The 26,995-nt window shown below is 35.4% G+C and carries 25 protein-coding genes; 19 read left to right on the forward strand and 6 right to left on the reverse strand.

Translation table 11 applies throughout. The features are described 5' to 3' along the window. Window positions 1–37: 37 nt before the first annotated feature. From dnaK to ES677_RS05545, 3 genes are all read left to right on the forward strand, one after another. Entirely contained in the window at window positions 38–1,942 is a 1,905-nt protein-coding gene (gene dnaK / locus ES677_RS05535) for a molecular chaperone DnaK (RefSeq protein WP_148370178.1), read from the forward strand. Between the two features lie 421 nt (window positions 1,943–2,363). Then, on the forward strand, window positions 2,364–3,314 hold the full coding sequence (locus ES677_RS05540; protein ID WP_148370179.1) for an NAD(P)H-dependent flavin oxidoreductase: 951 nt from the start codon (window positions 2,364–2,366) through the stop codon (window positions 3,312–3,314). A gap of 90 nt (window positions 3,315–3,404) precedes the next feature. Continuing rightward, the gene (locus ES677_RS05545) at window positions 3,405–4,679 is read left to right on the forward strand and encodes a hypothetical protein (RefSeq protein WP_148380690.1); all 1,275 of its coding nucleotides are present in this window, start codon (window positions 3,405–3,407) and stop codon (window positions 4,677–4,679) included. A gap of 13 nt (window positions 4,680–4,692) precedes the next feature. Here the strand turns inward: ES677_RS05545 and ES677_RS05550 are convergent, their stop codons facing one another. Further along, on the reverse strand, window positions 4,693–5,334 hold the full coding sequence (locus ES677_RS05550) for an alpha/beta hydrolase (protein ID WP_148370181.1): 642 nt from the start codon (window positions 5,332–5,334) through the stop codon (window positions 4,693–4,695). Window positions 5,335–5,387: 53 nt separating this feature from the next. Between ES677_RS05550 and ES677_RS05555 the strand changes: the two genes are divergently transcribed. The 7 genes from ES677_RS05555 to menA all read left to right on the forward strand — a co-directional run bounded on the left by ES677_RS05555 (window position 5,388) and on the right by menA (window position 11,868). After that, complete coding sequence (locus ES677_RS05555; protein WP_148370182.1) at window positions 5,388–5,813, forward strand: PaaI family thioesterase; 426 nt, start codon at window positions 5,388–5,390, stop codon at window positions 5,811–5,813. A 17-nt stretch (window positions 5,814–5,830) separates the two neighbouring features. Beyond that, window positions 5,831–6,949: a chorismate-binding protein gene (locus ES677_RS05560; RefSeq protein WP_148380691.1), complete on the forward strand. Its 1,119-nt coding sequence runs from the start codon at window positions 5,831–5,833 to the stop codon at window positions 6,947–6,949. Between the two features lie 53 nt (window positions 6,950–7,002). Continuing rightward, window positions 7,003–8,724: a 2-succinyl-5-enolpyruvyl-6-hydroxy-3-cyclohexene-1-carboxylic-acid synthase gene (gene menD / locus ES677_RS05565; RefSeq protein WP_148370184.1), complete on the forward strand. Its 1,722-nt coding sequence runs from the start codon at window positions 7,003–7,005 to the stop codon at window positions 8,722–8,724. A gap of 91 nt (window positions 8,725–8,815) precedes the next feature. Beyond that, window positions 8,816–9,157, forward strand: coding sequence for a DUF2853 family protein (locus ES677_RS05570; protein ID WP_148380692.1), 342 nt, complete (start codon window positions 8,816–8,818; stop codon window positions 9,155–9,157). Window positions 9,158–9,229: 72 nt separating this feature from the next. Then, window positions 9,230–10,072 (forward strand): CvfB family protein, encoded by an 843-nt coding sequence (locus ES677_RS05575; RefSeq protein ID WP_148380693.1) that lies wholly within the window; start codon window positions 9,230–9,232, stop codon window positions 10,070–10,072. 43 nt (window positions 10,073–10,115) lie between these two features. Next, complete coding sequence (locus ES677_RS05580; protein WP_148380694.1) at window positions 10,116–10,955, forward strand: 1,4-dihydroxy-2-naphthoyl-CoA synthase; 840 nt, start codon at window positions 10,116–10,118, stop codon at window positions 10,953–10,955. A 10-nt stretch (window positions 10,956–10,965) separates the two neighbouring features. Next, complete coding sequence (gene menA, locus ES677_RS05585) at window positions 10,966–11,868, forward strand: 1,4-dihydroxy-2-naphthoate octaprenyltransferase (protein ID WP_148370188.1); 903 nt, start codon at window positions 10,966–10,968, stop codon at window positions 11,866–11,868. Here the strand turns inward: menA and ES677_RS05590 are convergent. After that, window positions 11,860–12,753: a sterol desaturase family protein gene (locus tag ES677_RS05590; protein WP_148380695.1), complete on the reverse strand. Its 894-nt coding sequence runs from the start codon at window positions 12,751–12,753 to the stop codon at window positions 11,860–11,862. The two genes, menA and ES677_RS05590, sit on opposite strands and share 9 nt — an antisense overlap. 59 nt (window positions 12,754–12,812) lie before the next feature. On the opposite strand from ES677_RS05590, the gene ES677_RS05595 reads away from it, so the two are divergent. The 4 genes from ES677_RS05595 (at window position 12,813) to ES677_RS05610 (ending at window position 18,341) form a co-directional block, all read left to right on the forward strand. Further along, window positions 12,813–13,850 carry an o-succinylbenzoate synthase gene (locus ES677_RS05595; RefSeq protein WP_148380696.1) on the forward strand — a complete coding sequence of 346 codons (1,038 nt, stop codon included), beginning with the start codon at window positions 12,813–12,815 and terminating at the stop codon, window positions 13,848–13,850. A gap of 1 nt (window position 13,851) precedes the next feature. Continuing rightward, on the forward strand, window positions 13,852–14,799 hold the full coding sequence (locus ES677_RS05600) for a CPBP family intramembrane glutamic endopeptidase (RefSeq protein ID WP_148380697.1): 948 nt from the start codon (window positions 13,852–13,854) through the stop codon (window positions 14,797–14,799). Beyond that, complete coding sequence (locus ES677_RS05605) at window positions 14,786–15,877, forward strand: AMP-binding protein (protein ID WP_148380698.1); 1,092 nt, start codon at window positions 14,786–14,788, stop codon at window positions 15,875–15,877. The genes ES677_RS05600 and ES677_RS05605 overlap by 14 nt, the downstream gene beginning before the upstream one ends. A gap of 346 nt (window positions 15,878–16,223) precedes the next feature. After that, complete coding sequence (locus tag ES677_RS05610; protein ID WP_148380699.1) at window positions 16,224–18,341, forward strand: VWA domain-containing protein; 2,118 nt, start codon at window positions 16,224–16,226, stop codon at window positions 18,339–18,341. 87 nt (window positions 18,342–18,428) lie between these two features. On the opposite strand, the gene ES677_RS05615 is transcribed toward ES677_RS05610, so the two are convergent. Continuing rightward, complete coding sequence (locus tag ES677_RS05615; RefSeq protein WP_148370194.1) at window positions 18,429–20,057, reverse strand: acyl-CoA carboxylase subunit beta; 1,629 nt, start codon at window positions 20,055–20,057, stop codon at window positions 18,429–18,431. Window positions 20,058–20,187: 130 nt separating this feature from the next. Between ES677_RS05615 and ES677_RS05620 the strand changes: the two genes are divergently transcribed. The 3 genes from ES677_RS05620 (at window position 20,188) to ettA (ending at window position 22,772) form a co-directional block, all read left to right on the forward strand. Further along, on the forward strand, window positions 20,188–20,718 hold the full coding sequence (locus tag ES677_RS05620) for an NADPH-dependent FMN reductase (RefSeq protein WP_148380700.1): 531 nt from the start codon (window positions 20,188–20,190) through the stop codon (window positions 20,716–20,718). Between the two features lie 118 nt (window positions 20,719–20,836). After that, a complete protein-coding gene (locus ES677_RS05625; RefSeq protein ID WP_148370196.1) occupies window positions 20,837–21,019 on the forward strand; it encodes a CAL67264 family membrane protein in 183 nt (60 codons plus the stop codon). Window positions 21,020–21,080: 61 nt separating this feature from the next. Beyond that, the gene (gene ettA / locus ES677_RS05630; RefSeq protein WP_148370197.1) at window positions 21,081–22,772 is read left to right on the forward strand and encodes an energy-dependent translational throttle protein EttA; all 1,692 of its coding nucleotides are present in this window, start codon (window positions 21,081–21,083) and stop codon (window positions 22,770–22,772) included. 114 nt (window positions 22,773–22,886) lie between these two features. Here ettA and ES677_RS05635 read toward each other — a convergent pair whose 3' ends face one another. Beyond that, the gene (locus ES677_RS05635) at window positions 22,887–23,678 is read right to left on the reverse strand and encodes an MBL fold metallo-hydrolase (protein ID WP_148370198.1); all 792 of its coding nucleotides are present in this window, start codon (window positions 23,676–23,678) and stop codon (window positions 22,887–22,889) included. A 104-nt stretch (window positions 23,679–23,782) separates the two neighbouring features. Here ES677_RS05635 and ES677_RS05640 point away from each other — a divergent pair, with 104 nt between their 5' ends. Then, complete coding sequence (locus ES677_RS05640) at window positions 23,783–24,364, forward strand: NUDIX domain-containing protein (RefSeq protein WP_148370199.1); 582 nt, start codon at window positions 23,783–23,785, stop codon at window positions 24,362–24,364. On the opposite strand, the gene ES677_RS05645 is transcribed toward ES677_RS05640, so the two are convergent. After that, a complete protein-coding gene (locus tag ES677_RS05645) occupies window positions 24,361–24,828 on the reverse strand; it encodes a GNAT family N-acetyltransferase (protein ID WP_148370200.1) in 468 nt (155 codons plus the stop codon). The genes ES677_RS05640 and ES677_RS05645 overlap by 4 nt on opposite strands. A gap of 80 nt (window positions 24,829–24,908) precedes the next feature. Then, window positions 24,909–25,934 (reverse strand): formimidoylglutamase, encoded by a 1,026-nt coding sequence (locus tag ES677_RS05650; protein ID WP_211357862.1) that lies wholly within the window; start codon window positions 25,932–25,934, stop codon window positions 24,909–24,911. Window positions 25,935–26,055: 121 nt separating this feature from the next. Between ES677_RS05650 and ES677_RS05655 the strand changes: the two genes are divergently transcribed. Then, window positions 26,056–26,940: a chromosome partitioning protein ParA gene (locus ES677_RS05655; protein ID WP_148380701.1), complete on the forward strand. Its 885-nt coding sequence runs from the start codon at window positions 26,056–26,058 to the stop codon at window positions 26,938–26,940. Window positions 26,941–26,995 lie beyond the last annotated feature (55 nt).

Genomic DNA, 26,995 nt, shown 5'->3' on the forward strand with positions numbered 1-26,995 from the left:
GTAACATTTACAAGGCAAAATAAAAAAATATAAAATTATGAGTAAGATTATTGGAATCGATTTAGGTACAACCAACTCTTGTGTTTCTGTAATGGAAGGAAACGAGCCAGTTGTAATCCCAAACGCAGAAGGTAAACGAACAACACCTTCAGTAATCGCTTTTGTTGAAGGAGGCGAAATTAAAGTTGGTGATCCAGCAAAAAGACAAGCAGTAACTAACCCTACAAAAACAGTTTATTCTATTAAACGTTTTATGGGAACTAAGTTTTCTGATGCTAAAGAGGAATCAGGTCGCGTACCTTACAAAGTAGTAAAAGGAGATAACGATACACCAAGAGTAGATATTGATGGTCGTTTATACAGTCCTCAAGAATTATCTGCAATGATTCTTCAGAAAATGAAGAAAACTGCTGAAGATTATTTAGGAACTACAGTAACTGAAGCTGTTATTACAGTACCAGCATATTTTAACGATGCACAACGTCAAGCAACTAAAGAAGCAGGAGAAATTGCAGGTTTAAAAGTACGTCGTATTATCAACGAGCCTACAGCAGCAGCTTTAGCTTATGGTATGGACAAAAAAGGAACAGATCAAAAAATCGTTGTATTCGATTTTGGTGGAGGTACACATGATGTGTCTGTCTTAGAATTAGGAGATGGCGTATTCGAAGTATTGTCTACAGAAGGAGATACACACTTAGGTGGTGATGATGTTGATAATAAAATTATCAATTGGTTAGCAGACGAGTTTAACGCAGAAGAGTCTATGGATTTAAGAAAAGATCCTATGTCACTTCAACGTTTAAAAGAAGCTGCTGAAAAAGCGAAGATCGAATTATCATCTTCAGAGCAAACAGAAATCAACTTACCTTATATTACAGCAACTGCAAGCGGACCAAAACACTTAGTACGTACTTTAACACGTTCTAAATTCGAGCAGTTAATTGATGATTTAGTAAAGAGAACTATCAATCCTTGTCAATCCGCTTTAAAAGCAGCAGGATTATCAAAAAGTGATATCGACGAAGTTATTTTAGTAGGAGGTTCAACACGTATTCCAGCAGTACAAAAAGCTGTAGAATCGTTCTTCGGAAAAACACCTAGTAAAGGAGTAAATCCAGATGAGGTTGTTTCTTTAGGAGCAGGAATTCAAGGTGGTGTATTATCAGGAGATGTTAAAGATGTTTTACTTTTAGACGTAACACCTTTATCTCTTGGTATTGAAACAATGGGTAACGTAATGACGAAACTTATTGAAGCGAATACAACTATTCCAACTAAAAAATCACAAGTATTCTCTACGGCAGCCGATAATCAACCATCGGTAGAAATTCACGTATTACAAGGTGAACGCGCTATGGCAGCAGATAACAATACAATTGGACGTTTTCACTTAGACGGTATTCCACCATCACAAAGAGGAACACCACAAATTGAAGTAACATTCGATATCGATGCCAACGGAATCATTAAAGTTTCTGCAACAGATAAAGCAACAAACAAGTCACAAGATATTCGTATTGAAGCGTCTTCTGGTTTAACTGAAGAAGAAATTAAGAAAATGAAAGCAGATGCTGAAGCTAATGCTGAATCTGATGCTAAAGCCGCAGAAAATGCTAAGAAATTAAACGAAGCAGATTCTATGATTTTCCAAACGGAAAAGCAATTAAAAGAATTTGGTGATAAATTATCTGATGATAAAAAAGCACCAATTGAAGACGCTTTAGAGGAATTGAAAAAAGCATACGAATCTAAAGATCTTGCAGTAATAGATCCAGCTTTAGAAAAAATTAATGAAGCTTGGAAAGTAGCAAGTGAAGAAATGTACAAAGCACAGGCAGATGCTGAAGGCGGAGCGCAACCAGGACCAGATACAAATGCAGAAGGTAACGCAGACGAAAGTAGCGATGTAGAAGATGTAGATTTCGAAGAAGTTAAGTAAGCAGAGAACCAAATTTTGCATAGCAAAAATTGAGTAAATCGCTTATCTCAAATTTATTTTGGGAGATTAACGAAAGCACATTAAATATTAAAAACGCAATCATTAATTTGATTGCGTTTTTTTGTTTGATTTTTTTTAAATTGTAAGAGAACCAATTCCTTCGTAAGCAGGACTCTAGTGAATCACTAATGCTCAGTTTAACTAAGTATCTTTTTAAAATAACGTTCTCTTTTTTTAGAATAGTAGGTTACTGAAAACGCAATCATTAATTGGGTTACGTTTTTTTTATTCCCAAGCTAGGATTCAACATAAAACTATGCACGCATAATAAATTATTAGTTATATTTGTGATAGCTTTTTTAAAAGGAAGTAACATATTTCGTTTAATTCAATAAAATTTCTAATTTCTCAGGACATAAATATGCAAACAAAACTCACACAACTACTAAATATAAAACACCCAATTATTCAAGCACCAATGTTTTTAGTGTCTAATGTAGCTATGGTTACAGAAGCTATGAAAGCTGGAATTGCAGGTTGTATTCCTGCTCTAAACTATAGAACTTTAGAGGAGTTAAAAACAGCGGCACAAGAATTGAAAGCAGCAAAAGTAGAGGGTGGTGCGTTTGGTTTTAACTTAATTGTAAACAAATCTAATCTAAAATACAAAGAGCAACTTCGGGTGCTTTGCGAAGAGGGATGCGATTTTATTATTACCTCATTAGGAAGTCCGGAAGAAACTATAAATGCAGCGCACAAAGTGGGTATAAAAGTGTTTTGCGATGTCACCGATTTGCATTTTGGAGAGAAAGTACAGCGTTTAGGAGCCGACGCTGCAATTGCTGTAAATAATGAAGCTGGTGGTCACCGAGGCGATCTATCGCCAGAAGAACTTACCCGCTTATTAAGCGACACGTTAACTATCCCTGTTATTTCTGCTGGAGGTGTAGGGCATAAAGCAGATATTGATAAAATGCTTAGCTATGGTGCCGAGGGGGTGTCTGTAGGGAGTCCGTTTATTGCTTCGGTTGAAGCAGGAGTAACAGACGACTATAAACAAGCGTGTGTAGATTACGGTGCAAAAGATATTGTAATGACGCAACGTATTTCTGGAACACCTTGTACCGTAATTAATACACCTTACGTTCAGAAAATAGGAACTAAAGAAACGTGGTTAGAATCGGTTTTAAATAGAAATAAAAAGCTTAAGAAATGGGTTAAAATGATTCGTTTTGGAATAGGTATGCGCGCCACAGAAAAAGCGGCGACGCAAGCAACCTATAAAACCGTTTGGGTAGCAGGACCAAGTATAGAACATACCAAAGCCGTATTACCTGTAAAAGATATTATCTATAAATTGACTAATAATTAAGTGTTTCAACGTTTTTTTTCTCTTATGATTTGATAGTTTTACAAATTAATAGTACTTTTTAATTCAACTTAAAAAAACGTTTGTAATTGAATGAAGAAATTATTAGTTGTTCTCGGGATTCTTATCGCTGTTTTTATGGCGTTATTGTATTGGTCTGTCTTGAGTACTAATAACACTAATCAGCACGGGATAGTAATAAACAACCGCAATTTAGAAACTATAAATTTTAAAGATTACGACTCTGTTGAAATCGCAGCAAGTTCTTTATATAAAGCCAATACATTAAAAACGGTAATGCAAGGTGAGCAATACAGGAAAGCTTGGGAAACGCCAATAAAGGTGCCCGTAATTTTTCTAGATACGCTTTTTGGAGGAGTGACCATTACTAAAGAAGGGGGCGGGAAACAAACCCACTCCTTAAAATTAAAGTGTAAAAATAATATTCAATATACACTACGCAGTATAAATAAAGATCCCGAAGCACTTATTCCCGATCTATTAAAAACACTCAGTCTGGAGAATATTGTAGTCGACGGTATTTCGGCACAACACCCCTATGGAGCTATTTTAGTAGCTGAATTAGCAACTTATGCTCATGTTTTAAATACACATCCTAAAGTGGTTTTTGTACCCAAACAAAACGTTTTAGGGAAAGAGTATAACGAAAAATATGGAAATCGACTTTTTCTATTGGAATACGAAACCGAAAGCGATCACAATTGGACAGACCTAAATGATGTTGAAACAATATTAGAAACCGACGACCTTCAAGAGCTTAAGCAAAAGCACAAAGAATCTATCCTTATAGATGAAAGACAATTAGTACGCGCACGACTTTTCGATTTAATTATAGGGGATTGGGACAGGCACGCTAAACAATGGGGATGGGTAATGCAGCGCACTGACGGAAAGTTAAAAGGGGTTCCAATTCCTGGGGATCGCGATAATGCCTTTTTTAAAGCAGAAGGGCTAATTCCAACACTTTTATCTAATGAAAACGTAGTGCCTAGATTACGACCTTTCGAAGAACAAATTAAATTTATGCCTGGTTTAGTATATCCATTCGATCGCTATTTTTTATTGAAAACCCCGAAATCTGTTTTTGTTGAAGAAGCTAAAGCGCTTCAAAGTCTGTTAACTGATGCTAATATTGAAGCGGCTTTTAAAGTTTGGCCAAAAGCAATTTCAGAATTAGATAAAAAAGAGATTAAAGACAAACTCATTAAACGCCGAAACGATATAGTTAAATACGCCATAGAATTTAAAAAAGAAATAGAACGTAAAGGCGGGTTAACCGAGCCCTTAAAAGGATCGGAAGATGTTGAGCTTTCAGAGAATTTAAAACACTGTTTTAGTTGTGAATAATCTATATCTATGCTTAGACTAAGGCATTAATAAGTTTTATACTAACCACGTGCTTTCCTTTAAACGGAAGAATTTGTAATCGGTTGCCAAAAAGGGTTTCGGCTTTGTGCAGCTCTTCTTTAATTCTTGTTTCGTTTAAATATTCATCTTCTGTACCGTAAATTAAAGTAACCCGAGTGTTTTCATCTAAATAAGAAAAGTCATCTGGCGTTAATTCTTTTGGTATGCCTCCAGAATGTAGTACCAATTGCGCACATTGTAATTTATTCTTTACAAGATATCTAGCAGCTACACTTACGCCTTGGGAGTAGCCAAAAAAGAGGAGGTTTATGTTATCTGGCAGTTGTTCTGCTTTTAAAACAGCATTAAAATAGGCGTATATATTTTCGGTTTCTATCGCTGTATTTTCCTTCGTTAACCAACTTGCACCAACGTGTTTAAAATTTTTACTTTGGTAATATTTACTTTGCGCTTGTGGTGCGATAATGTAATTTTCTTCCGGATTTAATTGTGAAAAATATTTAATAAAATAACGACTTAAATAGCCCATCCCGTGGCAAACAAACCATACGTTTTTAGTGTTTTCGGTTAACGTGTTTAAAGTGGAATAAGAATTTTTAGAAACGTAAGAAATTTCTTTTTCAGTAGAATTCATTTTAGGCTTAGGTTTTGTTTCGTATTTTTACAGAACAAAAATACTTTAATTTGATGAATTTATCAAAAGCTGAAATTTTAGCGCAAGCAAATGCGGCGTCTAAGAATACATTAATGGAAACATTAAACATTGAAATGGTAGATTATGGTCCAGATTTTCTAGTGGCGAGGATGCCAGTAGATTCTCGAGTGTATCAACCAGACGGTGTTCTACACGGTGGTGCAACGGCAGCTCTAGCTGAAAGTGTGGGGAGTTTTGCATCGCATATTTTTATGGACGTCGACAACAAATTTGTTCGAGGTATTGAAATTACCGCGAATCATTTAAAAAGTGTTACCGAAGGTTATATCTACGCCAAAGCCACTTTTTTACACAAAGGAAGCACGACGCAACTACTGGATATTAGAGTCACCGATGACAATGATAATTTAGTGTCTATTTGCAGGCTTTCAACTATTTCTTTACCTAGAAAGAAGTAAACCTTAAACTAAATTCAATGACTTTTAGCTCGCTTTTAAATAGTGCCGAAGTATATTTTAACGACGCGCTACCATTTGTTATCTATAGAGAGCCCAATGCTACAAATGTAAAAGGGTTGTTTCAAAACAATGATACTGTTTATAATACCATAGATTATAGCGAGAGAGGTTTTGTATTTGCTCCTTTTGATACTATCGAAAAATCTATTCTAATTCCTTTTGATAATTCTGAATTTTACGCGGTTCCTGTAGCCTACGCTGAGGTCTCTTTGAATACAACAATAAGCGATTCGACCACTAAAATTGATAAAGAAGTACATATTAATCGTGTTAAAAAAGCGATTGGAGCGATGCAGTCGGGAGCTTTACAGAAAGTAGTCATATCCCGAAAAGAACGTGTAGATGTTAAAGCAGCCGATTTTATTTCTATTTATAAACGGTTACTCAATAATTACAAAACGGCTTTTGTATACTGTTGGTACCATCCCAAAGTAGGTATGTGGTTGGGTGCAACTCCAGAAACTTTATTAAAGACTCAAGGGAATAGGTTTACAACAATGTCTTTAGCCGGCACCCAAAAATATGAAGGCACTGAAGCTGTAGAATGGCAAGCCAAAGAAAAGGAAGAGCAACACATTGTTACCCAATTTATAACTTCCAATTTGGAGGCGGTCTCAAATAATTTAAAGGTCTCCGAGTTACAAACAGTTAGAGCAGGCGGTGTATTACATTTAAAAACGGAAATTTCAGGGAGCGCAAACACTCGTTTTTTAGACCTGCACGCGGTACTTAACGCACTGCATCCTACACCGGCGGTTTGTGGAGTTCCTAAGTTATTGGCAAAACGTTTTATTTTGGACAACGAAAACTACAACCGCGAATTTTACGCCGGTTTTTTAGGTGAATTAAACTACCAGGAAAAAACCAATAGAAACCCCAAATTACGCAACGTAGAAAATAGCGCGTATGGCACGGTAAAAACGGTTTCTAATGTCTACGTTAACTTGCGCTGCATGCAACTAAAAGAATCCGAGGGCTTTATTTATGTTGGGGGAGGCATCACAGCCCGTTCTAATCCAGAGTTAGAATGGGAGGAAACGATTAATAAATCTAAAACCATTAAAAATAGCTTGTAAACATTTTAAATCGTTGCCCTTTTCCGTAAATTTACACAACGATTTATTGTGATATGAAATACCCGAAAATTCCGTTAGCTCAAACGGTTCTTGCGCTTTGCAAAGCTAAAAATATTAAGCACATTGTCTTATCTCCAGGCAGCCGAAACGCCCCATTAACTATTGGGTTTACGCACGACCCTTTTTTTAAGTGTTATAGTATTGTAGACGAGCGCTGTGCTGGTTTTTTTGCATTGGGAATTGCTCAGCAATTACAAGAGCCCGTGGCTGTAGTCTGTACGTCGGGGAGCGCTTTGCTTAATTATTACCCAGCGGTTTCCGAAGCTTTTTATAGCACTATTCCTTTGGTGGTTTTATCTACGGATAGACCGCAATCTAGAATAGGCATCGGCGATGGACAAACGATTAATCAGCAAAATGTTTACGCAAATCATATTTTATATTCGGCTAATTTAACCGAAGATAGTAATGAAAATATGTCGGATGCTGAAAAAACGTCAATTAAAGACGGTATCTATGAGCAATCTATTATTCAGAAAAAAAATGAAATTGGCATTAATGAAGCGCTAAATAGGGCGATTTTAAAACAAGGCCCTGTTCATATTAATATTCCATTCAATGAGCCGTTATATGATATAGTTGAAGAATTATCGGTAGCACCAAAAAATAGTATTCCCACTGAAAGCACTGCGAAAGATGAAGATTTATCGTCTTTTGTAAATGACTGGAATACAGCCAAGCGTAAGTTGGTGTTGGTGGGTGTAAGTGCACCAAATATAGTCGAACAACAGTACTTAGACCAATTAGCAGCCGATGAAAGTGTATTGGTTTTAACGGAAAGCACATCGAATATTCATCATAAAAATTTTATTCCGGGAATCGATAAATTAATTGGCGCACTAACTTGCGAGGAGTTTGAAACGCTTCAGCCAGACCTATTATTAACTTTTGGAGGTCTGGTCATTTCAAAAAAGATAAAACAATTCCTACGTAAATATCAGCCAAAACAACATTGGCATATTGGCGAACATACTGCTAATGACACCTTTTTTATCTTAAATAAAGTGTTTAAATACCCAGAAAACGAGTTCTTTTCTAAGTTTTTAGGTGCAACAAAATCAGTTGAAAGTAATTATCAGTTGGTTTGGTTACGTGAAATGGAAAGCAGACGAGAGAAGCATAGTGCATATGTAAAAGCGATTCCGTTTTCAGATTTTAAAGTTTTTGATTCTGTTTTAGAAAGTATTCCTAGTCATAGTCAGTTGCAAATCGGGAACAGTTCGGCTATTCGCTACGCACAATTATTCGATTTGGACCCTACTTTAAAAGTGTTTTGTAATCGCGGAACGAGTGGTATAGATGGAAGTACGAGTACCGCTATAGGTGCCGCAGTGGCTTCGAAAGTACAAACGGTTTTTATAACAGGAGATTTAAGTTTTTTCTATGATAGCAATGCGTTATGGAATAATTATATCCCAAACAATTTCAGAATAATTATTATAAATAATAGTGGTGGCGGAATTTTTAGAATTTTACCGGGACATAAAAACACAGAGAATTTTGATACTTATTTTGAAACTAAACACCATTTAACGGCTAAGCAGTTGTGCGAGATGTACCATTTAGATTACCAGTCGGTTTCTAATAATGATGAGGTGCAAACAGCATTAAAAACTTTTTACGAGCAAACCGATAAACCACGGGTGCTAGAAATTGCCACACCGAGTACACAAAACGACGAAATTTTACTAAAATATTTCAGTGCAATCAAGTAAATTAATGTTTATGTACATTTTTAGCTTTTATAAAAAAAGCATCGTAAAATATTGTATATTTAACACATTAAACAACTAAAAATCAATAATTATGAGTAAACGTGACGAACTAATCACTAAATATGCCGCAGATTTAAAAGACAAATGTGGTGTTAGTCCAGATATGGATTTTTTAACCAAGGTAACTATTGGCTGCGGACCTTCAATTTATAATAAAGATGCAGCGACTGTTTCCGGTACCGATGAGTCGGAATTATTAACGGTTAAAAATAACTTCTTAATTAAAAAATTAGGTCTTAATGACAATCCAGATTTAGATAAAGGTATAGATTCGGTTATGGAAACGTACGGGCGTTCTAACAGAAACAAGTACAGAGCTGTGGTTTACTATTTATTGGCAAAACACTTTAAAAAAGAATCTGTTTACAAATAAAAAATATAATAATTTGTTATAAGCGGTGCAACATTTGTTGTAGCGCTTTTTTTATATAACTATCTTTGCAAAATGATACAAGTAGGAAAATATAATACTCTAGAAATATTAAGAGACACAGAACCGGGATTGTTCTTGGGCGATGAAGATGATAATGAAGTGTTGTTACCCAACCGATATGTTCCAGAAACCTTTGAATTAGGAGATACTTTAGAGGTTTTTATCTATTTAGATAATAATGAGCGATTAGTTGCTGTAACCGATAGACCCTATATTTTAAGAGACCAATATGCAGTTTTACGTTGTAACGCTGTAACGCCGCATGGTGCGTTTTTAGATTGGGGAATGGTTAAAGAATTATTCTGCCCGTTTAAAGAGCAGGCGTTTCCAATGAAAAAAGGAGGATGGTATCTTGTACACTGTTATTTAGATGAAAAAACAGAGCGATTAGCAGCTTCAAGTAAAACAAATCGTTTTTTAGACAATACAGAATTAACAGTTGCTGAGTTTGATGAAGTCGATTTAATCGTTTCTCATCCTAGTGATATCGGGATGAATGTTATAGTAAATAACAAACATACGGGCTTAATTTATAAAGATAATATTTATAAAGAGTTAAGTATTGGCGATAACATAAAAGGAATCGTTAAAAAAATTAGACCAGGTAATAAAATTGATATCGCTTTAGGGCAAATAGGGTATAGAAACATAGAGCCAAATGCACAACGAGTTGTTGAAGAACTTCAAAATAATTCTGGATTTATTGCTTTAACTGATAAATCTACTCCCGAGGCTATAAAGGACGTACTTCAAATGAGTAAAAAGAATTTTAAAAAGGCTGTCGGATCTTTATACAAAGAAAAAACAATCACTATTAAACCCGATGGTATTTATTTAAATGAAAACCAATCATAAATCGCTAGTTTGTGAATTTTAGTGTTCAAAAAAACAGAAAGTAATGAGCGAAATAAAATGGATAAAAGTTAAAGACTTTGAAGACATCACTTATAATAAATGTAACGGAGTAGCACGAATAGCGTTTAACAGACCTAATGTAAGAAATGCATTTAGACCAAAAACAACAAAAGAATTATACGAAGCTTTTTACGATGCGCAAGAAGATATAAGTATAGGTGTTGTTTTATTATCTGCGGAAGGCCCTTCAACAAAAGACGGAATTTATTCGTTCTGTTCTGGAGGCGATCAAAAAGCGAGAGGTCACCAAGGCTATGTTGGCGAAGATGGTTACCATCGTTTAAATATATTAGAAGTACAGCGTCTTATCCGTTTTATGCCAAAGGCAGTTATTGCTGTTGTTCCGGGTTGGGCCGTTGGAGGCGGACACAGTTTACACGTGGTTTGCGATTTAACGTTAGCTAGTAAAGAAAACGCTATTTTTAAACAAACGGATGCCGATGTTACGAGTTTTGATGGCGGTTACGGTTCTGCCTATTTAGCAAAAATGGTAGGACAGAAAAAAGCACGTGAAATTTTCTTTTTAGGTCGCGACTATTCTGCTCAGGAAGCTTACGATATGGGAATGGTGAATGCTGTAATTCCTCATGACGAATTAGAAACGACGGCTTACGAATGGGCACAAGAAATTTTAGAAAAGTCCCCAACGTCCATCAGAATGCTTAAATTCGCTATGAATTTAACAGACGATGGTATGGTAGGACAACAGGTATTTGCAGGCGAAGCAACACGTTTGGCCTATATGACAGAGGAAGCTAAAGAAGGAAGAGACGCCTTTTTAGAGAAAAGAAAGCCTAATTTCCCGAAACAGTGGATTCCATAGTCGGTTATTTATGAATAGATTTTCCATTTGGTTATCTGCAATTAGATTAAGAACGTTACCACTTTCTATTTCGGGCATTATTGTAGCCGGTTGTCTGGCCGAATACAATGGTGTTTTCGATTGGTTAATTTTCTTACTTGCCATTTTGGTAACTTTAAGTTATCAAATTCTATCTAATTTAGCTAACGATTACGGCGATGGTGTAAAAGGAACAGATAACAACGACCGTATTGGTCCGCAACGGGTTATACAAAGTGGTGCAATCACTCCAAAAAGTATGCTTAATGCTATTAGACTGAATGTTTTTATAAGTATCATTTTAACTATACTTTTAATATTCATGGCTTTTGGCTCTGAAAATCTATTGTTGATTCTTTTATTTTTTGTGTTAGGTATTCTGTCTGTAATAGCCGCAATAAAATACACGGTTGGCGATAGTGCTTATGGTTACAAGGGTTTGGGTGATATTTTTGTATTTATATTTTTTGGGCTGGTTAGCGTTATTGGTGGTTACTTTTTATTTGCCAAACAAATAGATCACGTAACGTTTTTACCAGCGATTAGTATTGGTTTGTTAAGCGCAGGAGTTTTAAACCTCAATAATATGCGTGATATCGAGAGTGATATTAAATCTAATAAAATTACTAAAGCGGTTAAATTAGGAGTTAAGCGCTCTAAAAATTATCACTACTTTTTAGTGGTTGGAGCACTTATTAGTTCTTTTGTATTTGGTGTTTTATACTATACCTCGCCATTTAATTTGGTGTTTATTCTAGCTTACGTTCCCATAATTAAGCATATAATCACAGTTAAGAATAATACACGCCCCAGAGATCTAGATTCCGAATTAAAAAAATTAGCACTTTCTACCGTTTTGCTATCTCTTTTATTGGGTGTAGGGCATTTATTTTAATTGGTCTTTAAGCCATTCTTCTTTTAGATCTTGCGAAGATTTCCCCGTACCATTATGTTTCCATCCCGGCGGTTTTAAAAAATACAGTACTCGATGTTTCAGTGACTTTTTGCCGGTAAACATATCTGTAAACAAATGCGACCACTCTAAAAACGCGATTTTTAAAGGATTATAAGTGTTTATATTTGTTACTAAACCGTACACTACTTTTTCGGTGTTTAACTCCGGCTGAAAAGTGCCAAAGAACTTATCCCAAATAATCAATATCCCAGCGTGATTTTTGTCTAAATACAACGGATTGCTACCGTGATGTACTCGATGATGCGATGGGGTGTTAAACACAGCTTCAAACCATTTAGGTGTTTTATCGATAGCTTCGGTATGAATCCAAAACTGATAAATTAAACTCACGGAAATCTGTAAGGCTATTAACCCGGGATGAAATCCTAAGAACGGTAGCCAACACCAAAAGATGAAAGAGTAAAATCCGCCCGACCACGTTTGCCGTAATGCCGTACTTAAATTATAGTATTGCGACGAATGATGCACCACGTGCGAGGCCCAAAACAAGCGACATTTGTGCGAAACTCTATGAAACCAATAATAAGACAAATCATCCAAAAAAAACAGGATAACAAAACTCCACCACGTTATAGGAATGGTAAACAGTCTAAAATTTTCATAGATAAAGAACAACGCGGCAAAAATAATAAGTTTGCTAAAAAAGCCTAGAAATACATTTCCTAATCCCATAGCAATAGACGATGCGGCGTCTTTAGTATGGTATCCCTTTAATCCACGATTAGTAACAACGTAAATTTCCACGCCCATTGCGATTACAAAAAAGGGAATAGCGTATAAAATAGGATCAGGAAAATCTGCCATTTAAAGTTTGTGCTTATCTCACTAAAGTACAAAAAATATTAACTATTTTTGATAGACTTATGAAAGCAAATTATTACAAGCATATTTTAGAATTTAAACAGCCTAGCGGGACATCGCGAGGCGTTTTGAAAACGAAGGAAACGTGGTTCATTATTTTAAAAAAGGACAATCAAACGGGAGTAGGCGAATGTGGTATTTTAAGAGGATTGTCTATAGATGACCGTCCGGATTACGAAACACAATTAAAATACACCTGCGAAAATATTGGAGAGGGATTAGCTTCTCTATGGTCTAAAAACATGGAGTTCCCAAGTATTCAAATAGGTTTAGAAATGGCTTTTAAATCTTTAGAAGCGTCGCATCCTTTTCAATTATTTCCTTCAGAATTTACAAAAGGAAAAGCATCGATTCCTATAAACGGATTGATTTGGATGGGTACAAAAACGTTTATGAGTAAACAAATAAAAGCTAAAATTGACGCTGGATTTTCGTGTATTAAAATGAAAATTGGAGCCATCGATTTTGAAACAGAAATAGAATTATTGAAGTCTATTCGGCAAGAGTTTTTACCTAGCGATATTGAATTACGTGTGGATGCGAACGGTGCATTTACAGCAGAAAATGCGTTAGAGAAATTAAAACGCTTAGCAGAGTTACAATTACATTCTATCGAGCAGCCTATAAAACAACATCAAAAGGATGCTATGGCACATTTGTGTGCACACGCTCCTTTGCCGATTGCTTTAGACGAAGAATTAATTGGCGTGTTTTCAAAAGAAAAAAAGCAAGAGTTATTGCACTATATTAAGCCGCAATACATCATTTTAAAACCTAGTTTTGTCGGCGGTTTTAAAGGTACGGATGAATGGATTGAGTTAGCCAAAAACCAAAATATAGACTGGTGGATTACGAGTGCGTTAGAAAGTAATGTCGGTTTAAACGCTATTGCACAATACACGCATTTAAAACAGAATAATAAGCCTCAAGGTTTAGGGACAGGGAATTTATTTACTAATAATTTCGACTCGCCTCTGGAAGTGAAAAAAGGAGCTTTACATTATAGTACAACTAAGACATGGGATTTTAACTTAGATTAATATGAATTACATTCAACAAGCATATACGGGGAAATTAGGATATTGGAAATATTTTATTATTCCAGGGTTATTTTTAGGAATGATGGCACTTCAGTTTTTAATGATACAAGTGTTAGACTTAGATGTCGATGCTATTATTAGAAAAGAAGTGGCAAGTAAAGGCAAAAACCGATTTCTAATTGAAAGTTTAGTGCCTATGGCAATTGCTTTAGGAGCTTTGTTTTTCTGGGTAAAATACATTCACGGACAGACCATAACGTCGCTTACAACCTCTAGAAAAAAGATTGATTGGAAACGCATCTGGTTTTCCTTTTTCTTATGGGGTATTTTGTCCTCGGCATTAGTTTTAGTCGATTATATCGTATCTCCGGAGCATTATTTATTCAATTTCGAGTTGGTTCCCTTCTTATTCTTGGCGGCTATTGCTATTGTATTAGTACCAATTCAAACCAGTTTTGAAGAGTATTTATTTCGTGGTTATTTAATGCAAGGTATTGGTGTTATGGCAAAAAACCGATGGTTGCCATTGGTGATTACATCGGTAATTTTTGGCGTGATGCATATTGCTAACCCCGAAGTAGGGAAAATAGGCTACTTTATTATGGTGTATTATATTGGGACTGGTTTTTTCTTGGGAATAATAACGTTAATGGACGAAGGTTTGGAGCTCGCTTTGGGTTTTCACGCGGCGAATAACTTGTTTACGGCGTTATTAGTTACAGCCGATTGGACGGCGTTTCAAACACATTCTATTTTAAAAGATGTGTCAGACCCTTTAGAGTCTAGTGTTTTTCAAATTATTCTACCTGTTTTTGTAGTGTTCCCGATACTACTATTCATATTTAGTAAACGCTATAAATGGAATAATTGGCAGGATAAGCTTTTCGGAAAAATTGAAGAAGTACCAACGGAAGCGGTAAATAATGATATAGAGAATGCCCGATTATAAAACGATACATCCTCATTTTAAACTGAATGGAAGCGCATTCACGACTACAACTTTAAAAGAAAAGGCTCACTTTTTTATTGAAGAAGGCGCAGTTTTTGAAAAGGAAATAGGTGAATTTCTCTTGCAATGGTTAGAAGATAGTCCCGTTTTACACGCGAAAACATCGGGTTCTACGGGCGCGCCGAAAGCGATTGAGATACAAAAGCAAGCGATGGTTAATTCGGCTTTAGCAACGGGACTTTATTTCAATTTAAAACCGAAAAGCACAGCATTGTTGTGTTTACCTGCGACCTATATTGCAGGAAAAATGATGTTGGTTCGTGCTATGGTTTTAGGCTTGGAAATAGATGGCGTCTCGCCACAATCGGACGTTGATTTTAATAGAGATACGGTCTACGATTTCGTTGCAATGGTACCAATGCAGCTCTTAAAAACTAAGGATAGATTACAGAATATAAAACAACTTATTGTGGGTGGCGCACCAGTCTCTAACGCTTTATTAGATAAAATACAGCCGTTAAAAACCACTATTTACGAAACGTATGGAATGACAGAAACAGTCTCTCATATTGCCGTGAAACAGCTCAATAATTTATCGACTACAACCGAGGTTTCAACTGTAAACACCGCTCTTTTAAGTTTTGAAATTCTACCAAATATTATAATTTATCAAGACGATCGCGAATGTTTAGTTATTGAAGCTCCTCTATTATTAGATAGTAAAATTGTGACGAATGATATTGTCGAATTACAGTCCACAACCACATTTAAATGGTTGGGACGTTTTGATAATGTAATTAATTCTGGTGGTGTAAAAATGCATCCCGAACAAATTGAAGCGGCTTTAAAACGCCAAATTCATTCTCGGTTTTTTATAGCTTCAGAAGCAGATGATCGCTTAGGTGAAGCGTTAATTCTTGTTATTGAAGGTGATGAAATGATTATAACCCCTTCAGTATTTGCAGTATTGGAAAATTATAAAAAACCGAAAGCTATTTATTTTATAGACGCTTTTGCTGAAACGACGTCAGGAAAAATTCAACGTCAAAAAACGTTAGCCCTTTTAAAAAAGGCATAAAATTTATCAGTATTTTATTAAAAACAGTTTCATTTCTAGTGTATTTCTAAGATCTTTTTAAGGTAAAGCGATTCAATAGCTTTACGAAATCAAGTCGTACTTTTATTAATGATTTTGAGGCGATAGCAAAGCAGCTTTTTCTTCTAAATCCATCCGTGTGTCCGAAAGCGTAAGTCAATTCTTTGTTCTTGATTATAAACGTGAAACGGTATTGTATCTTTTATCAGACATTATTGAATAGTTAATAATTTAGCGTTCACTCATTCAAACACGCGTTTCACTCATTATCGGTTTTATTCTAGCGTCTTTGGTTATAGTTTTACTATAAACTTTAAAACCACAGATTATGAAAACTGGACTCTATACATTATTTATTTTTCTCATTTCGGTGCAATTATACGCACAAAATCAACAAACCGTTTCTGGAATTATTTCGGATGAAGGCGGACTCGCGTTGCCCGGTGTTACTATAGTGGCTAAAGGCACAACTTCTGGAACGCAAACTAATTTTGACGGGGAATATACTATTTCAGTGGAACGCGGTGTTGTTTTAGTGTTTTCGTTTGTTGGTTATAGTACCGAAGAACGAAAAATAAGAAGACAATCAACGTTAAGTTTTGCGATGCAACTTGATAAAGAGTCGTTAGATGAAGTTGTGATCACGGCCTTGGGGACAAAAATAAAAAAAGATAGAATTAGGTACAGCACGCAAGTAGTACGTACGGAGCAATTAACGCGAGCTAACCATCCTAATGTTGTTCAATCCCTATCGGGTAAAGTGTCTGGTGTAAAGATTAATAGTGGTACAAGAAAAATTGTACTTCGTGGAAACAGATCTATTAAAGGAGAGGGTACTAAGGCTTTGGTTGTTATAAATGGTGTGATTTCTACAGATGATACACTGAACTCTTTAAACCCAAATGAAATCAATAAAGTTGATGTAATTAAAGGTTCTGCAGGTAGCGCGTTGTATGGTAGTCAAGGGAAGAATGGGGTTATAGTTGTTACCACTAAAAACAGCCAATTTAAAGCGCCTAATTCACCTAATACCACTTTTCATACAGAAGCCTTAAGCAACGAAGAATACACTAAAATTCACGAAAATAAGTTTAAACGTACAAAACTATCTCCGTTATCTACGTTTTCTATAGATGTTGATAAAGCGTCGTATAGCAATGTAAGACGATTAATTAATAACGGACAAGATATTCCTGCAAATGCGGTAAAAATAGAGGAAATGGTGAACTATTTTAGTTATAACTATCCACAACCTCAAAATGAAGTTCCGTTTTCTATTAATACAGAGCAGATAAAAACACCTTGGAATGCAAACACACGATTAGTAAAAATTGGACTGCAGGGTAAAACGTATGAAAATGAGGCTATCCCGGCGTCAAATCTCACTTTTTTAATTGATGTTTCGGGATCAATGAATTCAGCAAATAAATTGCCGTTATTAAAATCGGCGTTTAGTTTGTTAGTTAATCAGCTAAGAGAAAAAGATAACGTATCTATTGTTGTTTATGCTGGAGCTGCAGGCGTTGTTTTAAAACCGACTTCTGGAAAACATAAAGATAAAATCTTAAAAGCTTTAAACGATTTAGCGGCCGGAGGGAGTACTGCTGGTGGCCAAGGCATAGAATTAGCCTATAAATTAGCTACTGATAACTTTAAGAAAAACGGAAACAATCGTGTTATTTTGGCTACCGATGGCGATTTTAATGTTGGCGCTTCAAGTAATTTGGCGATGGAAGAATTAATCACAGAAAAAAGAAAAACAGGTGTATTTTTATCGGTTTTAGGTTTCGGAATGGGGAACTATAAAGATGATAAGTTAGAATTACTAGCTAATAAAGGCAACGGAAATCACGCGTATATCGATACTATGCAAGAAGCCAAATTAATCTTTGGAAAGGAATTTGGCGGCACGCTATATACGATTGCTAAAGATGTAAAAATTCAAGTGGAATTCAACCCGAGTAAGGTACAAGCCTACCGATTAATAGGATATGAAAACCGATTATTGGAAGATGAAGATTTTGTAAACGACGCTATCGATGCTGGCGAATTGGGAAGCGGTCACTCGGTAACGGCATTGTACGAAGTGATGCCTGTAGGCGTGAAAAGTGAGTACTTAGAAGTATTTAACGATTTAAAATACACGAAAAATGAAACAAATACAGCGTTTTCTGATGAATTGCTAACGGTAAAATTTAGATACAAAAAACCCGACGGAGATAAAAGTATCGAGATGATTCACGTGGCTTCAGATACTACTGAATCACCTTCCGAAGATATGAGTTTTGCGGCTTCGGTAGTTTTATTCGGAATGCAATTAAGAGACTCTCAGTTTTATAATAGCACCACAGCAAAAGATGTTGTTGCTTTAGCAAAAGCAGGAAGAGGAGCAGATAAAGCAGGGTATAGGGCAGAATTTATACGATTAGTAGAAGCTATAAAATAAGAGTAGAGATTAATAGCAACAAAAAAAGGAACGCCAATGCGTTCCTTTTTTTTCTATAACTAATTGCGTCTTAAATGCTACTCAATATTAAACCTGAATAACACCTAAATTAAATTTCTTCTCTATAGGCGCGTGGTTTGCTGCTTCAATACCCATACTTATCCAAGTACGCGTGTCTAAAGGATCGATTACACCGTCGGTCCAAATACGAGATGCCGCATAATATGGCGAAACTTGCTCATCGTAACGTTTTTTAATTTTATTAAAAAGTTCTTCTTCTTTTTCTTTAGTAATGGTTTCGCCTTTCTTTTTTAGCGATGCCGTTTCAATTTGTAACAATACTTTGGCAGCACTTTTACCACTCATTACTGCTAACTCAGCACTTGGCCACGCCGCGATTAATCTTGGATCGTAAGCTTTACCGCACATTGCGTAATTTCCAGCTCCATAACTATTACCAATAATTATCGTAAATTTAGGGACCACACTATTACTAACAGCATTTACCATTTTGGCACCATCTTTAATAATTCCGCCGTGCTCACTTTTACTTCCTACCATAAAACCGGTAACATCTTGTAAAAACACTAAAGGAATTTTCTTTTGGTTGCAGTTAGCTATAAATCGTGTAGATTTGTCTGCGCTATCGTTATAAATAACACCTCCAAATTGCATTTCACCTCTTTTTGTTTTTACCAATTTACGTTGATTGGCAACAATACCAACAGCCCAACCGTCAATTCTAGCGTACGCTGTAATAATGGTTTTTCCGTAATCTGCTTTATATTCTTCAAATTCTGAGTTATCTACTAAGCGTTTAATCACTTCATACATATCGTACTGATCGGCACGCGATTTAGGTAAAATACCATAAATATCTTCAGGATTTTCAGTAGGTTTTTTAGCGTCAATTCTATTAAAACCAGCTTTGTCAAAATCACCGATTTTATCAATAATATTTTTAATTTTATCTAAAGCATCTTTATCATCTTTAGCTTTGTAATCGGTTACCCCAGAAATTTCGCAGTGCGTTGTTGCACCACCAAGTGTTTCATTATCTATAGATTCACCAATGGCCGCTTTTACTAAATAGCTTCCCGCAAGAAAAATACTTCCTGTTTTTTCTACAATTATAGCCTCGTCGCTCATAATTGGTAAATAGGCCCCACCAGCAACACAACTTCCCATAATTGCAGCAATCTGGGTAATTCCCATACTACTCATTATCGCATTATTTCTAAAAATTCGACCAAAATGCTCTTTATCAGGGAAAATTTCATCCTGCAGTGGTAAATAAACTCCCGCAGAATCCACTAGATATATAATAGGAAGTCTATTTTCTATAGCAATTTCTTGTGCTCTTAAATTCTTTTTTCCTGTAATTGGGAACCACGCACCGGCTTTAACCGTGGCATCGTTGGCAACAACAATACATTGTTTTCCTTTTACATAACCCATTTTAACAACTACACCACCAGATGGGCAACCCCCGTGCTCTTCGTACATACCGTCTCCGGCAAAAGCACCAATTTCAATAGATTGTTTCTTCGAATCTAATAAATAATTAATACGTTCTCTAGCCGTTAATTTGTTTTGAGCGTGTAATTTTTCGATGCGTTTCTTTCCGCCACCAAGTTTTACATGTACAAGACGTTTTTTTAAATCTGAAACTAGAAGCTTATTATGATCCTCGTTTTTATTGAAGTTGATATCCATTAGTGTGAAATTGTATATTTTGGCTAAAGTACGAAAGTTGAAACACCTACGAAAGTCCTAAAAGTGGATTTAGTATATTTAAAGAAACAAAGTATTTTGTTTACTTTTGCTATTAAAATTTCGAAATATTATGAAGAAAATTATTGCCTTTGCGGGAAGTACTAGTCAACAATCTATAAATAAGCAATTAGTAGAATACACTTGCTCTTTAATAGAAAAGGAAACGACCGAAGTTTTAGATTTAAACGATTATAAAATGCCTCTATTTGGAGTCGATAAAGAAGTGAAAGAGGGGTTTCCTGAAAATGCTAAGCGCTTATTAGAAAAAATAAAAACAGCCGATGGGTTGGTCATTTCTTTAGCAGAACATAATGGCGCGTATTCAGCAGCTTTTAAAAACGCCTTCGATTGGATGTCTCGTATCGAGTCAAAAACGTTTTTTAATAAACCAATGCTTCTTATGGCAACCTCGCCTGGTAGTCGTGGTGGCTCTTCAGTATTAGCAATGGCCAAAGAACGCTTTCCTTTACATAATGCAACAATAACAGAAACGTTTTCACTGCCATTTTTTAACGATAATTTTTCCGAAGATAAAATCATAAATGAAGCATTAAATACGGAGTTAAAAAAAGCTGTAGCGACCTTTAAGAGTGCACTATAATTGGTTATTACCCCTTGGTTATTAACTATAAATTTTAAAAATTAAGCCCTATAAAATGTGCGTATTATCACTAAAACAACGATATTTGTGGTTGCACTAATTTTAAAAGAAGACTGTAATGGCAATGAATAAAAATACGGTACTAGCTTGGGCTACTACAATAATGATAATAGTAGGACTAGGGCTTATCGCTTTAGGCGCTTTTAGATACGATGATGTGGCAGGATGGGGTTTTGCATCGGTAGGAATTGGTTTCTTTGCTATTGCATGGGTTTTTAATGCCTTGAAGGGAAGAGTATAGAGAATGTAAATTGAAGCGTTTGGAATAAAGCGGAGTAATGAATAATAAATTATAAATAAATATGTCTGACGATAAAAAAGTAATTTTTTCGATGTCTGGTTTAACCAAGACATTTCCTGGTGCGAATACGCCAGTTCTAAAAAATATATATTTAAGTTTTTTCTATGGGGCTAAAATTGGAATCTTAGGTCTTAATGGTTCGGGAAAATCTACATTATTAAAAATTATAGCAGGGGTTGATAATAATTTTCAAGGTGATGTTACGTTTTTGCAAGATTATACAGTAGGTTATTTAGAGCAAGAACCAAAACTAGACGAAGAGAAAACAGTTTTAGAAATTGTAAAAGAAGGAGCGGCAGAAACTGTTGCTATTCTTGACGAATATAATAAAATTAACGACCAGTTTGGCTTAGAAGAAGTGTATAGCGATGCCGATAAAATGGATAAGTTAATGGCTAGACAATCTGTGCTTCAAGATCAAATTGATGCGTCGAACGCTTGGGAATTAGATACCAAATTAGAAATTGCTATGGATGCGTTACGTACGCCAGATGGTGATAAAAAAATTAGTGTGCTTTCTGGTGGAGAGCGTCGTCGTGTCGCATTGTGTCGCTTATTATTACAAGAGCCAGATGTGTTATTGCTAGATGAGCCTACCAATCACTTAGATGCAGAATCTGTACATTGGCTAGAGCACCATTTAGCACAATATAAGGGAACTGTTATCGCTGTAACGCACGATAGATATTTCTTAGATAATGTGGCAGGTTGGATTTTAGAATTGGATAGAGGTGAAGGTATCCCGTGGAAAGGAAACTACTCGTCTTGGTTAGATCAAAAATCGAAACGTATGGCGCAAGAAAGCAAAACAGCTTCTAAACGTCAAAAAACATTAGAACGCGAGTTAGACTGGGTACGTCAGGGTGCAAAAGGAAGACAAACAAAGCAGAAGGCCAGACTTAATAACTACGATAAGTTAATGAGTCAAGACCAAAAACAACTGGACGAAAAGCTTGAGATTTACATTCCTAACGGACCGCGTTTAGGTACAAATGTAATTGAAGCTGTGGGCGTTAGTAAGGCTTACGATGACAAATTGCTATATGAAGATTTAAACTTTAATTTACCACAAGCAGGTATTGTTGGAGTTATCGGACCAAACGGTGCAGGTAAAACAACCATTTTCAGAATGATTATGGGTGAAGAAAAGGCAGATAAAGGAGAGTTTAAAGTGGGGGATACAGCAAAAATAGCTTACGTAGACCAGAAACACTCTAATATTGATCCAGAAAAAACAATTTGGCAAAACTTTAGCGACGAGCAAGAGTTGGTAATGATGGGCGGAAAAGAAGTGAATTCCCGCGCTTATTTAAGTCGTTTTAATTTCTCTGGAGGCGAACAAAATAAAAAAGTAAAATTATTGTCTGGTGGAGAGCGTAACCGTTTACACTTAGCAATGACTTTAAAAGAAGAAGGAAACGTATTGTTATTAGATGAGCCTACTAACGATTTAGATGTGAATACGCTTCGTGCGTTAGAGGAAGGATTAGAAAACTTTGCAGGATGTGCCGTAGTTATTTCTCACGACCGTTGGTTTTTAGACCGTATCTGTACGCATATCTTAGCATTTGAAGGCGATTCGCAAGTGTATTTCTTTGAAGGTGGATTTAGTGAATACGAAGAAAATAAAAAGAAGCGATTGGGTGGCGATTTAATGCCTAAACGTCTTAAGTATAAAAAGTTAGTACGCTAATTTTAAGAGCGCTAAATACTAATTGTATATAAAAAAAGACGGTCTGAAAAGACCGTCTTTTTGCATTTAAAAGCTAAAGTTATTTATTACAAACCTTAGGTATTTAGACTATTACTATTCTTTAGTTTTATACCAATCCCACTGGATTACTTCAATATTATTATTTCTTTGTAATACTAATTCTCTAAATAATTCAACATTGCTTAAACCCTCTGTACCTCTGTAATGGTAAGGGTATACCTCTCTTGGAGCAAAAGCAACAACAGCGTCTGCCGCACTTTTAACCGTCATAGTGTACGGTAAATTCATGCAAATAAATGCTTTGTCAATATTCTTTAACGCTCTCATTTCAGGAATATCTTCCGTATCACCAGAGATATAAATACGCTGTTCACCCAAGGTTAAAATATAACCGTTACCTCGTCCTTTCGGGTGGTATTTAAGCGCTTCTTCTCTTAGATTGTACATTGGTACCGCTTCAACCGAGAAATTTCGTGCTTCTTGTATTTCTCCATTATTTAATACAATGGTCTGTGCTGCCAAGTTTTTGCTCATTTTTTCTTTTACAGCCGCAGGTGCTATAATTTTAGTACCCTGTAAATTAAAAGATTCTAAGGTTTGTAAACTAAAATGATCTTCGTGAATATCAGTTATCAAGATATAACTTGGAGACATATTAAGGTTTTTAGCTTTAAAATCGCCAACAGGATCAACGTAAATAATATCGACACCGTACTCAATGCTCATCGTGGCGTGGTTTATTGGAATAATCTCTAAAGGTGTTTTTCTTGGTGCCTCTACTACTGTTTTTGTAGTGTCTTCCGTTTTAACGTCCGTTTTTTCGTCTGTTTTGCAGCTGCTAAAACTTAATAATGCCGCTAATACTATAATATTGGTGGTTCTCATTTAACTATTTTTTATTTGAGGATAAATATAATTTGTTTATTTCAGACTAAAAATTAGTAGCTTATAAATATATTGCACTTTACAACAAATTAAATCGTTCTGCTATGACACACAAAGTGAAAAATGTTGAAATTATCACATTATCTAATGAATGGGCTCTTTTAAATCGGATAAATTTCGATTTTCAGTTCAAAAATAAAGAATGGCGAACGGTATCTCGCGAAGTCTATAATCGCAGTGATGCCGCGTGTGTTTTATTATATAATTCAGAAAAGCGAACGGTTATTTTAACGGCACAATTTAGAATGCCTGCGTATTTGAATACTAAAAATGAAGGGACGTCGATTGAAGTTTGTGCAGGGCTTATAGATGGAAATGAAAAGCCGCTTGAGTGCGTACTTCGAGAAACGGAGGAAGAAGTGGGCTACCGACTACCAACCGCTATAAAAATAATGGAAGTTTATATGTCACCAGGTGCCATTACCGAAAAAATGCATTTATTTGTTGCCGAATATACACCAGAAATGAAAATAAATTCTGGCGGCGGATTGGAGGGTGAAAATGAAGAGATAGCCGTTTTGGAAATGCCATTCACTGAAGCGTTACAACTTTTAAAAGATAACAGCATTCGAGATGCTAAAACGGTTATTTTACTTCAATATGTGCAATTACAGAACCTTATTTAATTTGGCTTATATTCCATTTTAATATCACATCGCTCATAAACACAGTGGTCTTCAACAGGAATTTCTTTAAAACCATATTTTCTATACAAATGAATAGCATTTTCTAACTTACGGCTAGAATATAACAGTAATCGGAAATCGTTTTTTCGGGTCGCAAAATCGATACAAAATTCTAAAAGCTGCTGACCAATTTTTTGTCCGCGATAATCTGGTGAGACCGCCATTTTTGTGAGTTCGTAAGCGTCTTGATTAGGTAAAGGTATTAGTGCAAAAGTCCCTACAATGGTACCCTCAAGTTTAGCGAAAAAGATAAATCCGCCTTTATTAATTATATACGTTTCAGGATTCGAGAGCACTTTTTCATCGTAAGGCTCTACTTCAAATAATGCGCTAAGCCATTCTATATTTAAGTTATAAAAAGCTGCAGCGTTATCGGGCGTAAAAGGAACTATTGTTAAAGACATTTAGTCATTGGGAATTTAAAGTATAATGTGTTGTCATTGCGAAGCACAAAATGATAGGTGACAAATTTACAACTATTATTTTACTCGTTTTTTGTATTTGCGTTTATAAAATCGGTAATGAAATAGGTGATTAGTTTCCCTACGGTAGTGGCTTGTTTTTTCTTTGGTGCGGCTTCGCAAATGTGTAAATATGTTGCATTTTTATGTTTTCCGAAGAAATGAATCACCTGTCGTGCTTTTTCTACCGAAAAACCGCTGGGCGTTTTTGCACTGCTGGGTATGTTTTTTATAGCATCGCAATCTATTTCAATTCCGAAAGGCTTTTTGCCGATGTGTTCTAACGCCCGTTTCAACTCGTTTTTGAAACTTAAACTTTTTCGCACTTCCAGGTCTTCAAACGTATTATAATTTAAGGCCTTTTTTGAGTTTAAGGAGTCATAGATAGCATTTGATATGTAATTTTCGTGTAACCCGAACATAAAGTATTTATCTAAAAATCCTTCCGCGTAGGCGTAGCTAAAACCATTACCACTATGTCGGCCTTCGAGCGCTCTAAAATCGGTATGTGCATCAAGATTTAGGGCGTTAACAGATTGGTTGAGTGCGAGAGATGCGCCTTTAATATTACCATAGGCATTATTATGTCCGCCACCAATAATAATAGGCGTTTTGCCCGCTTTAACAATGGTATAAATGGCGTCGCTAACCTCTTTATCAATTTGATCAACCAATCGCCTTAACTTTTTTAATTCTTTCGGGTTTTCTCTATCAAAAGCAGGCATCGCCATTATTTCCTCTGAAAAGTCTAAATGACCCAAAACAAGAACTTTATCGGCGTGAGTAAAAGGGTTACTTTGTATATTTAACAAAACTTTAATTGTAGCTTCAAAAGCCTTCGAAGTTCCGGTGTTACCGAGATTGGCATAAACCCCGACATCTTCAGGTATACCTAATATAACATAATTAACGTCTAAATTTTTTATATTATCGTATATTTCGTTAGTTGAAGCTAATACTTTACAATGTTCGCCGAATTTAGTTTCTCCCGAACGTGTTTTTGTAAGCAATTCGAGTGTCGTGTTAGTTAATAAAACAAGTTTATCCATACAAATAATAACTGCGTTTAATGAAATTTAAAATTACAGTTTTATTTATTGAAAACCTTAAAAAGATAGCGTATTAATTCATTAAATTTATCACTAACTAAACTATATTAAATATTTCATTATGACAAATAATACAGCAAATACTGGCTTAAAAGTCGCTTTAGGAATTGCTATTGTACTTTTTATTGGCTTAAGTATCTTTTCATCTTCATTGTACAAAAACAGTAAAGAGACGGAAAAACAATTAACGGAAGAAAAAGCAACTGTACTTAAAGATTTAACCGCAATGTCTGCCCAATATGAGGTAGCAATGGGTGAAAGCAGGGTGGTAAATCAGAACTTAGTCGAAGCTAAAGCTAGAATTGATGGTTTAATCGACTCGCTAAAGGTGTCTGAAACCAATATTAAAAGCCTTTGGCGCTACAAAAGCAAGTATATTGCTTTACAAAAAGAAATGGATATTGTTCTAGCCGAAAATGATGAATTAAAGGTGCGTAATGTATTGTTATCTTCTTCTTTAGACAGTACTAAAGTACGTTTAGAAGAACGTACAATGTTTACCGATTCGTTATTAATGCAAAATACAGAACTAGCAAATGTCGTAGAGAATGCGTCCGTTTTAAACGCTTTAAATTTGAAAGGTTTTGGTGTTATCGAACGTTCATCGGGAAAGTTAATTCCTACTGAGCGTGCAAGACGTAGCGATAAACTAAGAATCTGTTTTACTGTGGCTAAAAATAAATTAGTAAAAGCAGGAGATAAAGAGTTGTATGTACAAGTTATAGATCCTAAAAACAATATTTTAGGTGCGAATGAACAAATTACTTTTGGTGAAGATATTTTGAACTATAGTGTAATTAGTAAATTTAATTATGAAGACGTTAACTTAGATATTTGCGAATTTATAATAAATAAAACAGATAACGATTTCGAGGAAGGACGTTATAGAGTAAACGTTTTTAATGGTGCCGATTTAGTTTCTAGTTCTCAATTTATATTAAAATAATTGTTTTAATTTAAAGAAATAGATAGTACAATACAACCATAAAGCATAAAATAAA

The organism is Bizionia gelidisalsuginis (genome assembly GCF_008086185.1).
GTDB classification, from domain to species: domain Bacteria; phylum Bacteroidota; class Bacteroidia; order Flavobacteriales; family Flavobacteriaceae; genus Bizionia; species Bizionia saleffrena.

Bases quoted from the DNA above. Each gene is read 5' to 3' on its own strand.
- ES677_RS05550 (WP_148370181.1), bottom strand. From the start codon at position 5,334: ATGAATTCTACTGAAAAAGAAATTTCTTACGTTTCTAAAAATTCTTAT.
- ES677_RS05655 (WP_148380701.1), top strand. From the start codon at position 26,056: ATGACAAATAATACAGCAAATACTGGCTTAAAAGTCGCTTTAGGAATT.
- ES677_RS05555 (WP_148370182.1), top strand. From the start codon at position 5,388: ATGAATTTATCAAAAGCTGAAATTTTAGCGCAAGCAAATGCGGCGTCT.
- ES677_RS05570 (WP_148380692.1), top strand. From the start codon at position 8,816: ATGAGTAAACGTGACGAACTAATCACTAAATATGCCGCAGATTTAAAA.
- ettA (WP_148370197.1), top strand. From the start codon at position 21,081: ATGTCTGACGATAAAAAAGTAATTTTTTCGATGTCTGGTTTAACCAAG.
- ES677_RS05625 (WP_148370196.1), top strand. From the start codon at position 20,837: ATGGCAATGAATAAAAATACGGTACTAGCTTGGGCTACTACAATAATG.
- ES677_RS05600 (WP_148380697.1), top strand. From the start codon at position 13,852: ATGAATTACATTCAACAAGCATATACGGGGAAATTAGGATATTGGAAA.
- ES677_RS05645 (WP_148370200.1), bottom strand. From the start codon at position 24,828: ATGTCTTTAACAATAGTTCCTTTTACGCCCGATAACGCTGCAGCTTTT.
- ES677_RS05595 (WP_148380696.1), top strand. From the start codon at position 12,813: ATGAAAGCAAATTATTACAAGCATATTTTAGAATTTAAACAGCCTAGC.
- ES677_RS05620 (WP_148380700.1), top strand. From the start codon at position 20,188: ATGAAGAAAATTATTGCCTTTGCGGGAAGTACTAGTCAACAATCTATA.
- ES677_RS05615 (WP_148370194.1), bottom strand. From the start codon at position 20,057: ATGGATATCAACTTCAATAAAAACGAGGATCATAATAAGCTTCTAGTT.
- ES677_RS05545 (WP_148380690.1), top strand. From the start codon at position 3,405: ATGAAGAAATTATTAGTTGTTCTCGGGATTCTTATCGCTGTTTTTATG.
- ES677_RS05610 (WP_148380699.1), top strand. From the start codon at position 16,224: ATGAAAACTGGACTCTATACATTATTTATTTTTCTCATTTCGGTGCAA.
- ES677_RS05590 (WP_148380695.1), bottom strand. From the start codon at position 12,753: ATGGCAGATTTTCCTGATCCTATTTTATACGCTATTCCCTTTTTTGTA.
- ES677_RS05640 (WP_148370199.1), top strand. From the start codon at position 23,783: ATGACACACAAAGTGAAAAATGTTGAAATTATCACATTATCTAATGAA.
- dnaK (WP_148370178.1), top strand. From the start codon at position 38: ATGAGTAAGATTATTGGAATCGATTTAGGTACAACCAACTCTTGTGTT.
- ES677_RS05650 (WP_211357862.1), bottom strand. From the start codon at position 25,934: ATGGATAAACTTGTTTTATTAACTAACACGACACTCGAATTGCTTACA.
- ES677_RS05605 (WP_148380698.1), top strand. From the start codon at position 14,786: ATGCCCGATTATAAAACGATACATCCTCATTTTAAACTGAATGGAAGC.
- ES677_RS05635 (WP_148370198.1), bottom strand. From the start codon at position 23,678: ATGAGAACCACCAATATTATAGTATTAGCGGCATTATTAAGTTTTAGC.
- ES677_RS05575 (WP_148380693.1), top strand. From the start codon at position 9,230: ATGATACAAGTAGGAAAATATAATACTCTAGAAATATTAAGAGACACA.
- ES677_RS05560 (WP_148380691.1), top strand. From the start codon at position 5,831: ATGACTTTTAGCTCGCTTTTAAATAGTGCCGAAGTATATTTTAACGAC.
- ES677_RS05540 (WP_148370179.1), top strand. From the start codon at position 2,364: ATGCAAACAAAACTCACACAACTACTAAATATAAAACACCCAATTATT.
- menD (WP_148370184.1), top strand. From the start codon at position 7,003: ATGAAATACCCGAAAATTCCGTTAGCTCAAACGGTTCTTGCGCTTTGC.
- menA (WP_148370188.1), top strand. From the start codon at position 10,966: ATGAATAGATTTTCCATTTGGTTATCTGCAATTAGATTAAGAACGTTA.
- ES677_RS05580 (WP_148380694.1), top strand. From the start codon at position 10,116: ATGAGCGAAATAAAATGGATAAAAGTTAAAGACTTTGAAGACATCACT.